The 12,917-nt window shown below is 65.8% G+C and carries 11 protein-coding genes and 1 pseudogene; 5 read left to right on the top strand and 7 right to left on the bottom strand.

Annotation, left to right across the window (positions count from 1 at the left end; genetic code table 11):
* Positions 1–125 precede the first annotated feature (125 nt).
* Positions 126–526: pseudogene (locus tag OHB49_RS38900) on the bottom strand (helix-turn-helix domain-containing protein); the annotation flags it as partial.
* 498 nt (positions 527–1,024) lie between these two features.
* On the opposite strand from OHB49_RS38900, the gene OHB49_RS38895 reads away from it, so the two are divergent.
* Positions 1,025–1,825, top strand: coding sequence for a GOLPH3/VPS74 family protein (locus OHB49_RS38895; protein ID WP_329165613.1), 801 nt, complete (start codon positions 1,025–1,027; stop codon positions 1,823–1,825).
* A 247-nt stretch (positions 1,826–2,072) separates the two neighbouring features.
* Here OHB49_RS38895 and OHB49_RS38890 read toward each other — a convergent pair whose 3' ends face one another.
* The gene (locus tag OHB49_RS38890; protein WP_329165612.1) at positions 2,073–3,359 is read right to left on the bottom strand and encodes an ankyrin repeat domain-containing protein; all 1,287 of its coding nucleotides are present in this window, start codon (positions 3,357–3,359) and stop codon (positions 2,073–2,075) included.
* A 369-nt stretch (positions 3,360–3,728) separates the two neighbouring features.
* Between OHB49_RS38890 and OHB49_RS38885 the strand changes: the two genes are divergently transcribed.
* Positions 3,729–4,496: a hypothetical protein gene (locus tag OHB49_RS38885; protein ID WP_329165610.1), complete on the top strand. Its 768-nt coding sequence runs from the start codon at positions 3,729–3,731 to the stop codon at positions 4,494–4,496.
* 266 nt (positions 4,497–4,762) lie between these two features.
* Positions 4,763–5,305: a DUF4262 domain-containing protein gene (locus OHB49_RS38880; protein WP_329165608.1), complete on the top strand. Its 543-nt coding sequence runs from the start codon at positions 4,763–4,765 to the stop codon at positions 5,303–5,305.
* A 209-nt stretch (positions 5,306–5,514) separates the two neighbouring features.
* Here OHB49_RS38880 and OHB49_RS38875 read toward each other — a convergent pair whose 3' ends face one another.
* The gene (locus tag OHB49_RS38875; protein ID WP_329165607.1) at positions 5,515–5,973 is read right to left on the bottom strand and encodes a hypothetical protein; all 459 of its coding nucleotides are present in this window, start codon (positions 5,971–5,973) and stop codon (positions 5,515–5,517) included.
* A 217-nt stretch (positions 5,974–6,190) separates the two neighbouring features.
* On the bottom strand, positions 6,191–6,337 hold the full coding sequence (locus tag OHB49_RS38870) for a hypothetical protein (RefSeq protein ID WP_329165606.1): 147 nt from the start codon (positions 6,335–6,337) through the stop codon (positions 6,191–6,193).
* Positions 6,338–6,930: 593 nt separating this feature from the next.
* Between OHB49_RS38870 and OHB49_RS38865 the strand changes: the two genes are divergently transcribed.
* Positions 6,931–7,308, top strand: a complete 378-nt coding sequence (locus OHB49_RS38865; RefSeq protein ID WP_329165605.1) for a DUF5958 family protein — start codon at positions 6,931–6,933, stop codon at positions 7,306–7,308.
* 1,497 nt (positions 7,309–8,805) lie between these two features.
* Here OHB49_RS38865 and OHB49_RS38855 read toward each other — a convergent pair.
* Positions 8,806–9,213, bottom strand: coding sequence for a hypothetical protein (locus OHB49_RS38855; protein ID WP_329165601.1), 408 nt, complete (start codon positions 9,211–9,213; stop codon positions 8,806–8,808).
* 187 nt (positions 9,214–9,400) lie between these two features.
* Positions 9,401–9,667 (bottom strand): hypothetical protein, encoded by a 267-nt coding sequence (locus tag OHB49_RS38850; protein WP_329165600.1) that lies wholly within the window; start codon positions 9,665–9,667, stop codon positions 9,401–9,403.
* 274 nt (positions 9,668–9,941) lie between these two features.
* Between OHB49_RS38850 and OHB49_RS38845 the strand changes: the two genes are divergently transcribed.
* Complete coding sequence (locus tag OHB49_RS38845; RefSeq protein WP_329165598.1) at positions 9,942–10,496, top strand: hypothetical protein; 555 nt, start codon at positions 9,942–9,944, stop codon at positions 10,494–10,496.
* A 676-nt stretch (positions 10,497–11,172) separates the two neighbouring features.
* Here OHB49_RS38845 and OHB49_RS38840 read toward each other — a convergent pair.
* Positions 11,173–12,615: a DUF7405 family protein gene (locus OHB49_RS38840; protein ID WP_329165596.1), complete on the bottom strand. Its 1,443-nt coding sequence runs from the start codon at positions 12,613–12,615 to the stop codon at positions 11,173–11,175.
* Between the last annotated feature and the right edge of the window lie 302 nt (positions 12,616–12,917).

Below are 12,917 nucleotides of genomic sequence, written 5' to 3'. Positions count from 1 at the left end.
GGAGCCGCCTCCCCTGGGCCTCTCCGGTCTCGTATGGGGCGGGAGTTACCCCGTGAGGGCGAGGTTGTGCAGCCGGGCGATGCCGAGCATGGCGGTGTGAACGCCGTCGCCTTTCAGACGGCAGCGACCTGGTGGTTGGTCGAGTACCGGTAGTTCTTCGACTGCTCGGCAACCGTATGATCCCGCGTGGGCACCAGGGTGCCGTCGACGATCAGCACGGCGTCCTGACGGAACCGCTGACGGGGCTGAAGCGCAAGCGACGGTCCGAGGTGGCCGATGATGCGATTGGCGGCCGACTTCGACACCCCGAGCAGTGGTGCGAGCTGCCGCAGCGTCAAGTTCGCACGGCAGTAAGCCGCTACGAGCAGGATCCGCTCCTCCAGAGCCAGGCTCCACGGTCGACCCTTGCGCACCTGGTCCGTACTTTCGCTCCGCATCGCAGTGACCAGCTTGCCGAACTGCCGCGATTCAGCCCGGTGAACGGGGCTGTCCAGGATGGTTCCGACGACGTGATCAGACCAGGCATGGCAAGATCATGACACCAAGATCAGCCGTTACGGGACAGCCCTTAGCGCGGGGCTCATCGAGAACGGCCAGGGACAGGCTCACCGGCAAACGGCCAAGGTTCAGTGGCACCGAACAGTAACGGCGGAAGCATCCGGCCGGCCCAGATGCGCGGGTCCCGGTCCGGCGTGACGATCGCTATACGGGTCGTGGCTCAGATGTCATTCCCTGCTGGACCGCCGCCCGACCTAGCCGAGCACCCCAAGCTCAGTGCCGGGTCGGCAATGGATGCCAGGATGGAGAAGCGGGGGCCGCTCAGCCCTACCGGCCGCAGTTGGCAGTCGGTCCACCTCGGCTGATTCCCGGTGCGTGGTGGAAGGGCCGACCGGGACCGGGATCGGACCCGGCCTCGGCGAGGTCCGTGTCTATACAGGGGACGTGAAGGGGAACCGGGCCCGCCTTGTGCGGCGTCGCTCCGTGCAGGCTGAAGTGACCGGCACCGCGAACAGGGGGAATCACGATGGACGACAGGCCGTTGCGTACGCTGCCCGAGGAACTCATGCTGGTCTGCGCGGACCCGGGGACAGGCGCGATAAAACGGCCCGAGTTCTTCAAACGGGCGCTGGCCGGAGCCGTCCTCGCCGAGCTGGAGCTCCATGGCGCGATCCTCATCGAGGACGGGCGGATCGTCGAGCTGAGGCCGGTTCAGTTCGACGATCCCTTCGTGGGCGGGATGTTCGACAAGATTGCGGGCGACATCAGGCGCGGCCAGCCCGACGCCGATCAGACCCGGCTGGCAAGTCCGCCGGAGAGTCTGTCCCAGTTGCGCCAAGACCTGCCCGACGGCCTCGTCGCCCGCGTCAGCGCGGCGGCGAGGAGCGGAATCGCTGCCCACATGACGAAGTGGCCGCTCCACGGCTGGATCAGCACGTGGCGGCACTTCCAGGACGTCGAAAGGCGCTGCCTTGAAGCGATGGAGGCCCGCGGGCTGCTGATCGCCCGTCGGCGCCCCGTCCTCGGCATCATCCCGCATGTCTCCTGGCGGGCCCCGTCACCGTCAGCGGCCAAGGAGTCGGTGGCAAGGGTCGACGAAGCGGTCCGGGCGGTCACCCTCGGCGGCTTCGGTCCGCCGTCCCGGCGCACGGAGTACCTGGTCGCGCTCTTCGGCGCCGCCGGACTCAGCACGCGCCTCTATCCGGGCCGCCAGCACCGCGACATCCGAAAGCGTATCGAGCAGGTCACCAGCAGCCTTCCCATCGCCGCCGCAGCCGAGTACATCAGGCAGGCCGACTGGAAGCACCGGATGAGCAACAGCGACTGAACTTGTGGGCCCGCGGACGTACCTCGTCTGACTCGCCGAAACCCGTACCTCGCTCCTCGGTGATGCGGCCATGTGCTTCGCCTTGCACCGCTAATGGGTCCGGAGGGCTTCGCCGCGATCTGCATCCATCGAGCCGTGTCCACCCGCCTGATGGCGACACTGCGTCGGGAGGGTTGGCCGGCGGGAAGCGTCATTCGAAACGCACGGTATTCGCGGCCCACGTGCGCCCGACAGACCCTGACGGGCGTCAGCGGCCGTAGCGGCGCCACTCGTACCGCCACGCCGCGTCGAGGTAGTGCTCCTCGGCAAGAAAGCCGGGCTGCGGCGGACCAAGACGGCGTGCCGCTGCCACGCACCGCTCGTCGTCGTGGAGGGCGAGCCCCTGCACAGCGGCGACCTGGACCTGGCGGTCCGCGTCGTCCAGCAGCGCGGCCATCGCCTCGACGAGGACAGGGGCGCGGTCTCTGCCCTGTCCGACTGTGAGGCAGGCGCCCCGCCGTACCGCCGTGTCCACGTCCGTCATCAGCACCAGCAGCGCCTCACGAACGTCATCGGAAAAGGCAGGCAGTTCGGACTCTGTACCGAACCCAGCTGCGACCGCGCACCGTACACCGCCATCGGGGTAGCCGGCATAGGCCAGGAGAGCCGCGTCGGCGCGCGAATCGGTGTGCTCTCCAAGCGCGTTCAGCACCTCGGTGAGGACGGTGAGGTCCGTCTCCTTCGTCGACCAGTCGATGAAGATGTCCAGGGCCGGGCCGGCGAACGCCTCCGCGTCGCTGTCGTCGAAGAGATGGGTCAGTCTCAGTACCTCGGCACCGAACAACCTGTGAGACGGATCGGGATGTGTGCGCAGGGCCGCGGCAGCCGCCCAGGTCTCCTGGTCGCGCCGGTGCGCCAGCAGGATGGTGGCCCTGCCCCACGCGGCGTGGTCCTGGTCGTGATCCAGTGCGCGTGCCATCAGCTCCTCGAACGAGGCGCGGATGCCGAGCAGCTCCTCCAGGTCCGTGAGGATCGCCGCGTGCCCGTCCCGTACGGACGTCCCTCCGAGGGTGAGTTCACCGATGCTGTAGTACTCGTCGTCCTGGACCCGGGTTCGGACGAGGGTTTCCTTGGCGCCCGTGCGACGCCGGAGTTCGGCTCCGGCCCCCGCCTCGTGCCAGTGGCGCGCGAGGTCACGCGTCTCCAGGAGTTCGGATTCGGGGTACCTGCCCCGGATCCGGGCGTCCAGGAGCGCCTCGACCAGCGCGGGCGACCCCGATGCGACCGCCTCGCGCAGCGGCAGCAGCTCGTCCGGGCTGCTCTGGCCGGCATCCGCGCCGTGCTGGAGCAGCAGCTGCGCGATATCCCCGGCATACGTGCGGACCGCCAGACAGAATGCAGCCTCCCGCATATCGGGATCGCTGTCCTCTTGCAGAAGGCTCTTCACCAGGGCGGTGTCTCCGGCCCGAACCGCTGAGATCAGGGCAGACCCGCCGTCCGTTGTTTCGCTCGCACCCGTACCCATCCCCGTGGCCCTGTCCCCCGTCGCGTTCACGCAGCTCAGTGTAGGTCTGACGAATCGGCTCGACAGGGGGAGGCAGAGCCGGCGCGGTCGGCGTTCGGCAGTCGGACGCTTACGGCGGGACGCCCCACCGGCCGTTTCATCGCGTACAACATCGTGGCGTCGAGAGGCCGCTGACGTACGAGGAGTTGAACGCCGAGCAGGGGCCCCCGCTGACAACAGCCCTCACGGGATTCACGACGCAATTGCAGTGCGACCGCTGGACCAGCCCTTCCCGTCGCTGTTGGCTCACCGCGGTCCGCACCCGTCCCAGGGCGACCAGCACTACCCCCGCCTCACCCGGTAGTGTGGCTGCCTTCGGCCGGCGGAAGCCGTACGGAGTCCTCGAAGGCCGGGCACATCATGCATCTCGCCGACCATCCCGCACGCCGCCGCCTCAGCGCCGCCCTGGACAACCTCGCCGTCGCCTTCCACGGCATGACCGCACATCCGGACGAGCACAACTGCGAATGCCACTGGGGCAGCCCGGAGGAGCTCTCCCTTCTGAAGACGCCGGACGTGGAGCTGGAGCCGGATCTCCTGCGCCGAACCTGGCAGGCGATCGACTGGACCGATCACGCAGCCGTGCTGCGCCGCATCCTGCCGCAGTTCGCCACGGTGCTGGTCGCCGGTGGCGCGGAACCTCTGTTCGGGCTGGAAGAGGCCGGGTACTCCTTCGCCCGCGGCCGCTGGCAGCAGTGGCCTGACGATCACGCCGGTCCTGTGCGAGAGTTTCTGCGTGCGTGGTGGGCGCAGAGCCTCACTGAGCCGGATGCGGTCGTCCCGGCGCACCAGGTCTTCGTGATGTGTGCCGAGGCGTCCGGAACGCTCGGCCCCTGGCTCGCCGAATGGGAGAAGCAGACCGGGTACCTCAGCGACCGGCATCTCGCCGAGGCAGCGGAGGAATGGGAGTACGAGCTCCTGGGAGACAGCCTGCCGTGGAGAGTGGGCTGGTACGAGCACGACGAGGAGGAGATGCGCGCCGAACTCGTCGCCTGGCTCCTCGAACACGGTGCGGTGCGGCTCCGCGAGTCGGGCGCATCATTGGATCTGCAGCACCGGATACGGCTGCTCGGTCTCACCGGCGAGGACCGCTGGACGGATCCGCACTGGCCCGGTCACCGCTACTGACGACCAGCGGGCGAGTCCTCGGGGCCGGACCGCGTAGTCAAGGGCCTGTGTGGATGCGCTACTCGGCTGCGAAGAGTCCGGGCCCAGGGACTAGTTCAGTAGCCGAAGAAGTGAGGGGCGGGGCGGGTTCCCTGACCTGGGCCCTTGTGACGATCAACACTGTGACCTGCGGCTCAGCCGTCGCTAGCTGTCAGTGCTGGTCGCCCTTGTGCACCCTCGAACGGCCCGGAGACGGCCCCGTGTGCTGGTGGGCATACTCTCCTCGGATGGACGACTCCCCTTGCTTCTGCCTTCTCTGCGCCCCGACCGAATGGGGCGGGCCCGTGTCGGAGGAACGCGACAGCCGCATCGCGAAGAACGTCGCGGACTACGGCTGGCACGTCATGGGCGTGGCCGGCGGTGACGCCCCTGGCGACTGGGGGTACTCCATTGGTCTCTGGCACACACTGCGTAGTCCCGAGGTAAGCGTCTTCGGCCTGCCCTCGCAGACCGCGATGCGCGTGGCGAACGCCGCTGGGGCAGCAGTCCGGGACGGCAATCCGCTTGAGACCGACCAGCGCCGGGGGGATGTCCTCAATGGCTACGACGTGGTCGTCCGGCCCGTGCACCCCAGCTGGTACCACGACTTCTTCGGCGCAGGCATCGATTTCTACCAGACCCCGCCACTGCCCATCACGCAACTGTTCTGGCCGGACATGGATGGACGGTTCCCCTGGGTTGATGGAGCGGATGAGCGCTGCCGCACGAGCCAGCCACTGCTATGGATTCCCAAGGACGAGACCACTGGCCCCTGGACCGAGGTCACCTGAGGTCATTGGAGCCGGTGACGAGAATCCGTACTGGAGCGGGTGACGAGAATCGAACTCGCGCTCTGAGCTTGGGAATCACCGCGCTTCTGGGACTCGACTGCGGCCTGATCAGCGAGAACGGGTGCCAGGGTGTAGTGGAGGGCTCTCCCTGACACCCGCCGCTGACCATGGCTTGCCGCTCCTTCGGGCACGGATCGGGCACGTGGCCCTCAACCCCCGTAGCGGGTTCGTAGGTCCGTCGTGACCCGCGACATGATGCCCATTGCCTGCTGCGGAGGCGCATCCGCCAACGGCATCTCCGCTTGCGGATCATATGCGGTCAGGCCGGTCTCCTTCTCCACGATCGCGGAGAGAGCAAAGAGCTTGCCGAGCACCGTTGAAGCACCGTCGCCGACGTGCCAGTAGGGCACCGTGATGCTGACCTCGTCACCGAACACTGACAGGTCGATGCCGGTGCCGGAGTGGCTCAGGTCTCGCGACTCCTGCTCGTACTCCGTGATGTCCACATCGCCGAGCAGGGTCCGGGCCTGTGGCACTATTCGCTGCCACGCTTCGAGGAGCTCGGCGGGGATCGGCTCGCTGTCTTCGGCCGCGTCCTCGATGGCCTCCAGGACCTCATCCCAGGACTGACTGTCGCGTCGGCTCAGAAAGTAGATGTCGTAGCTCACCGCGAGATCGTAGAGCCACCGGTCCGCGTCGTCGGCAGTGGTGTCGAAAACCGTCGTGGCAGCGATGTCACCGTGGGTTCAAGTCCCACACCCACCGCAGGTGAACGGCCCCCTGACCAGGTAACTCGGTCGGGGGCCGCGGCATGTCCAGCGGCCGTGATAACCCGGTGTTCCCCGTGATTTCCCGCTCGATCGGGCACGGCAGGGGCACGCTTGGTCAGAAGGCGCTCTCCCACCAACGGTGTGGTGGGTTGCCGTACGGCACGGCGTCGGGACGTTCGAGGATCTTCAGATCGAGAGGCTGCACGATGCTGCGGAGCTCCCGTGAGCTCTTCTTGGGCAGGGCGCAGATTGCCAGTTCCAATAGATCTCGCTCGTCCGCCGGCTCGGGGCAACATTCGGGGACTCCGCATCGGTCGCTGAACGGCGAAGGGAGCTGATCGCTCGGTGCCTGTGCGATAGCAGCCCACCGAGAGAGAGCTTGCTGGACGACGCCGGGTTGGAGCCGCGTCCGCTCCAACCGAATGATCTGTGCCTGAGCTGGGCCGGAAAGCCGACCGATCTTCGAGTAGCCGCGATGTGCAGCAAAGTTCCTGTTGTCCGCCCGAAGGCTTGAGGGGCGCCTACGCGGCATAGCCCTTTCGGCTGTGAGTCATGAACGGCAGTCTGACACGCGGCCGGACGGATGCGTAGACCGGTGGAGTCTGGAAGACGCCGTACGCGGATGCCTACTGAGCTGCGGGACTCCTGACCTGCTAGGAAGGCACTGCGTCGCCCCGGCTCCCCGTGGTTCCCCGCTCGACTCGCTGTGGTCGCCCGGTCCTCCCCGTTCTTGCCCGTCCGATCAGCCACGGAAGGGGCACGTAGAACACGTAAAACTGTGCTGCTTGCAGGCAGTCGTGGGCGTACCGTCGGCCTGATCACATGGGGTGGGAGGCTGTGTTGTACGCACACGAGGTGATCCTGAACGAACTCGCGCAAGGGCTCAGGTCGACGGCTGAGGGTGTCGAGTGGTTCGAGAGCCTCTCGGAGGATGACCAGCGCAAGGCCTTGCACGCGCTGGTGCTCTTCTGCGGGCAGGCCCGGGCACGCGAGGAGGATGTGCCAGAGAGCATCGCGCGCTCTGGCATTCGGTCCACCCACACGCCTGCGGTGATGCTCACGAAGTGGCGCTTCGGGATGGAACGCCTCCCGGCCTATGAACTCACGAAGTCATTTCGCCTCCTCGTCGCTCTCTTCGGCATCGCCGACACCCGCAGGCGGGCGCTGCACTGCGCCGGCGGATGCGGTCACGAGTGGCACAACTTGTCGGCTCAGTCCCAGGAGCCAACCTAGGGCTACTCGTTGCCCTGGGTCTTGCTACCGACCTCGGCGACCTGGGTTATTGCTGGTCCGAGCGCTAGTCGGCTGCCCCTGGTGGTCGTCATTGGTCATCGTCGGCCGCTGTCGATCGGCCTCGAACGGACCAGACACGGCCCGGCAGACGAGGCGGAACGCTCCACAGGCCGTCCGATCCGTATTTCCAGGCGGATCGGTCGCTGCCGGACCGGGGCGGTTGCTGGGGTTGCGGTACGACTGTGCTGTGCGCCTACGGCCACTCGGTGGTCTTGCCGCTCCGGCGAGGACTCCCGCGATAGATGACCCAGATACTGACCAGAACCAGCAACGCTCCGCCGATTGGCCAGCCCACCGAACCCCCGCTGCGGTAGTCCCTGATGCCGCCCGCAAGAAGGAGGGCGGATGGGATCAGCCATGCCCAGTCGAGGGCTCTGCTCAATCTCGTGGCAGTCGGAGACTCGTTCACGGTGTGATCCTGGCAGGCGCCGGCCACCGTCGGACAGTCCGCTTCATGAAAGTTGAGGCTCGGTCAGTAGCCGAAGAAGTGACACGCCGGGTCTCCAACCTGCGGGCACATCATCGATCGACGCCGTGACCTGCTGCTGAGCTGTCGGCAGTTGTCAGCGTTGGTCATCGTTGAGCGCCCTTCCACGGCCCAAGACGGCCTCGGTAGGGCGCTCCGTGGTCGATGACATCCGCTATAGGAGTTCGATCGCGAGGCTTGCATGGAGCCCTGGCGCCATTGCTGGTCCAGCGTTCGCGGTCGCTCAAGGCCGCCTGCGTACGCCGCCGTTGATGTCAGCTGGTGATATCAGGTTGAAGGCTGTTCGGGCTCGCGCCCGGTAGGCGCGGAGAGGGGCCGGACAGTTGGGACACTCACAGCGACCTTAGCCACTTCGGGTCTGCCCAAAACGGCCATGCTCGGAACGCAATGAGACGGCCACGGAAGCCGGATTCGCTAGCATCCTGGGTATCGAGGGGGAGTCATGGCAGTGGGACACAGGGGATCACGGCGCATCGTCGTCGACAGCACGATCTACCGTTGGCGCCTGCGACGCAGGCCCACTTACAGCCAGGCTCTGTGCTGGTCTCCGTGCACCTACGCCGTGGAGCATGCGGGTCACCCCGGGACTACCCTCGTAGTCACCACGAATCAGCCCCACGCAAGCAACTGGTTCGGGCGGGAAGCCGAACCTGTACGGCCGGCCGACGTTGCCAGGGCGATCCAACTTGGACTCGGTCAAGGCTGGACCCCCACAGCCCTGGGCTCCCCGTTCCACCTTGACTTGTCCGCTGGCTTCACGTCCTCCCTCTGACAAGGTCAACGAGACCTGAGCTTGGCACCGAGCCTATGGGCATGGTTGGCGAACTGATCACCGGCAACGGGTGCCAGAGGGAACCTTAGGGCTCGCCCTGGAACCCGCTGTTGACCGTGGCTTACCGACCTGTCGGGCACGGATCGGGCACACGTTAAAGTCCCACGGCTTTACCGGATCAGTCAGCCGCGACGGAACAGTTCTCGGGCTCGATGCCGGTGAGATCACACACGGCGGCGTCCGCTTGGCCCTCAGAGGGGTGCTCTTGAACGGCCGCTGCTGCACGAGTCCCGGCATCGAAGCATGTTGGATTCTGCTCCACGAGCGTTCTGATGATCTCCGCCCGCGTTGTGTCTATGGTGATCTGGTGGGAATCGGTCTCCCCTTCTTGGGACTCCAGCCGCAGTTGCCTTCGGATCTGGCCGGCCCGTGTCTCGAACTCTCGCTTGGCCTGCTCGCACGTCGTGGACCGCTCGGATGTGCTGTCGTGCTCCGCTGCCCCGACGGCGTACCCGCCCATGACGAGAGCGATTGCCCCTGCGCTGGTCAGCGCGATCAATGAACGCCTCATGGCGAGGGATGCCATCTGTCCAGGTGAAGAGGCTTTCCCTTGACTCGGACCACCGCTTCAGGAGCGAGATGGGGCGAGTTGGGGTCTGACCTGCGGGATGCCGACTTCGGCGTCTGTTGGCTGTGGCCTCCGTCGGCAGCCGCAGTTCCCCGTGAGTCTCCGCCCGATCTGGCGCGGTTGTGGCGCGGGGAACTTCTAAGGGTCACCCACCTTGGGGCTTCGCCCAATAGATCACGCGGCCGTAGGACTCGAGTACTGACGGATCCGGCTCACCCACATGAACCCTGGGTTTGATCGGCGGATGATTTACGGAGAAGAGCGCATCCAGTTCGAGGACCGCCTGCTCGACATCGTCGTCGAGTTCGGCTGTCCGACGGCGTACCAAGAAGGTGAGCTCCACCTTCTCTGTCGCTGCCAGTACCGCCACTGCGACCACGTCCGTGGAGATCAGCCCCAACAGGGCCTGCACTGCATACAGGGTGATTTCGTTCTCGCGCCGCAACGGTCCTGGAGCACCAGTTTGGAAGATCCCATATGTGGATGGCTCCTGACCTGCACGCTTGTGACCTGCGATCCGGTGGCGATCCTGCTGTCTGTCCCCGTGATTCCCCGCCGGCCCCCGACCGGTCGGGCACGTAGGGGGCACGTTGCGCGGGGGATCTAGACAGAGTGGCTCTGCTCCGACATGCTGCACCAGCGATCATGCGCAGCGGCGGCTGCACGGTGCACTGGGGTGAGGTTTGGTGAAGCGAGCACAGCCCGAGGCTTCGCCGCCGGAACGCATCCGCTACCGGCTGACCTTTTTCCAGCGCGCGCTGCCCCTTCTGCCGGCTGTTGTCCTCGGTGTTGTCATCGAGATCACCGAGATCTTGGACGGGATGAGAGACGATCCGTTCAGCTTTGGGGCTGGCAACCCGCTTCGGCTGTGGATCGCCATGACGTTGTTGGCAGTGATCGTCTTCCCGCGCCACGGGATCACCCTCACGCCGTCGGCGGCCGTCGTGCACAATCTGCGCCGCCGGATCATCCCGTGGTCCGATGTGCAAGGCGTTCACATCGAGTCTTACCTGGGGCAGCGGACCGTCGTGATCTATGAGGCCAGCGGTCGCCGTACCCGTCTGCGGGCGCCCGTTACCGGGGTCCTCAGCTGGGATCGCAGGTTCGAGGAGAAATTCCACACCATCGGACGATGGTGGCTGGCGCAGCGCGGACCGGATTGGACTCCTGTCCCGTCACCGCGGACGCGACGAGACGGTCAATCAACGTCCAACGGGAACCCTTTCGCGCCTCCCGCGTAGCCGACAGCTGACGCCCACGCGGTCGGTGGAGCCGTAATGGTCGAGTCAAGGGCTCGGCGATTCTCAGCACGAGGAGGGGCCCTACTGCTGACGCTCCTCAGCCCACCACTCACCCCGGCTCCTATCCCGTCCGCCTTCGGCCCACACACCCTGGAGCGAGCGTGGTTCAGGGCGTCAAGGTGGAGCGCGCCACTGTACTAACGACCTCGACGCCCCGGGCCGCGACTGCTCGGCTCTGCCTGAGGCGAAGGTGGACGGGATGGGAGCCCCACGACGCTCGCCACGATCCGGTCGGCACTCGCAAACGGCGCCCCATCCATCCCCGGGTCTGAGCGCAAATATCACGACGCCGGGGCGAGATCCGCACGTACCTCAAGGGGTTCGCCAAACTATCCCGGCCGCGGGCGCCGATGCGAGAGCAGGCATCAATCAGGCGACCTATCCGCTGAGTTGAGGTTAGCCAAAACAAGATCCCCGGCCAGTTCGGACCTGCCAAACCCATCCCACTTGGATACAGGGTCAGCCGCAGTGCCGGGCGCGCTGGCGGGAGCTGTCGCAACGACGGGCGGCGTTCGCTGCGCGGCGGGCCACGCGTGAACAAGCCGCCCATTGACCAGCACAAACACAGGATCGACCAACCATGCAACAGCCCTGAGGGCGCGGCGCGCGGCTCGTGTCAGGCAAGGAACTCGGCGAGCGGGAAGGAGCGATGGCGACGCGGTGGAACCAGATAATTCTGCCGGTGGGTCGTTTGCAGGACCGAGTTGATGCCGGCGTGGGGGCTGCGCGGTGCGATAGGGAGGGTCATATCGGGATAGTGGCCGTCCATCGAGAGCCGAACGAGATTGAAGAATGCAATCGTCGGCTGGAACGAAATGAAGTGCAACCCGGCCGCTGGCTTCTTGCTGTAGTGGTCTGCCGTCGGATCGGATGTGTAGTGGAATGGATTGTCCAGCGTGTCGAAATCGCCGCGCACGGGGATGGTCGTCCCCGTGGGGTAGGCCTTCCCGTAATTGCTGGTCGTCGCTGATGTGGTGCTGTCCACCTTCGACATGCTCCCAGTGTGGCCGTAGGCGCGGTACCGCTGGACCCCTTGCGCCACTTCGGCCTCACTTTGACCTGGCGGTTGGAGGGCAAGGGTACCCGGCGCGGGCGCGGGCGAAAGGCCGGGCTGGAGCATCGCCTGGACGCGATCCGCGTACTGAGGGAAGTTCTGTTCGTACCAGGTCACCAGATCTTGAAACAGGTGCGAGAGATGCATGGTCGTCCCCTGTTTGAAGTAACCGTTGGGCCACTGATTGGTGAGGCCAGGTAGGGTCTCCAGATTGGCGATGTTGCCGGGTCCCATATTCGAGTCCAGGGTGGTGGCGAAGCCGAGGAAGCCCTGCGCCTGTCGAGGAATCGACTGCGCACCGGGGATATCAGCTGCCAGCGCCAGCTTGCTCGGCAGGCCCTGTTGTCCGTAGAAACCGCCCCCGGAGAAGCCCTGGCGGATACTCGTCACCTTGAACAGGCTGCCCGCCTGGCTGCTTCCAGACCCGAAGAGGGCGTTTTGGGCTGCCTTGATATTGGCGAGCGAGTCACTGCGGAGTAGTACGGCCACGTCATTCTGTTCCAAGCGGACCGGCCCGAACCCAGGCGGAGGCTGGTCGCTGGGGAACGTCCTGGCCTCCTGCAGCGCATATACGGTATGGCCCTCCTTCTTGGAGGTCATCAAATCGACCGGCAGATACGCCGGATAAGGTGTTCCCGCCTTGAAGAAACCCGACGTCTTGCCCAGGGTTGGGATGTAGTGGCGGAAGTAGGAAAGCCCCCAGGCTACCGTAGTGGCCACTCCTGTGGGAGTGGGCGGAAATTGGCGTTCCAGACCCAGGAGGGCGGACTCGAGGTGGTGCTGCGCCTCCTGCAACGCCTTAGCTTTCGCCGGCACATTCAGCCTTGCAGTAATGACATGATCGTGCAGGGCCGGCACCCGGACCGCAATCGTTCCATTGCTACTCTTCACGCCTGAGCCATTGACCATGACCACCTGCTCGTTCTGCAGGAGATATTGTTCCTGGATGGGCGGGCTGTCGGCGGCAGCGGCCCGGTCCGGTGGTTTTGCAAAGCTGTCGATCATCTCGTAGATGCCGGCGGATGCCAGAGCGGCACCGAAGGTGCCCGCTGTCCCTTGAAGAAGGCGACGCCTACTCAATCTCCCGCGCAGTCGTCCCGCACGCCCATTTTCGTTGCTATCTGTCATGAAACGTATTCCGCCACTGTGGAGTAGATGTCCGCCATCACCCGGCATCGAGGCTTTGACCTGCTCGAATGACCGGGACCGACCTTCCCGCCACTAATGCGCATCGGAGGGGTCAGGGGTTGAACCAGACGGTGAGGGCTAGGTGAGTGCGCAGCCGCTAAGGCCCGTCACCCGATTAG

Origin of the sequence: Streptomyces sp. NBC_01717 (assembly GCF_036248255.1) — a bacterium.
Taxonomy (GTDB): Bacteria; Actinomycetota; Actinomycetes; order Streptomycetales; family Streptomycetaceae; genus Streptomyces.
The sequence above is the reverse complement of the archived record's forward strand: the minus strand, read 5'-3'. Positions and strand labels throughout refer to the sequence as shown.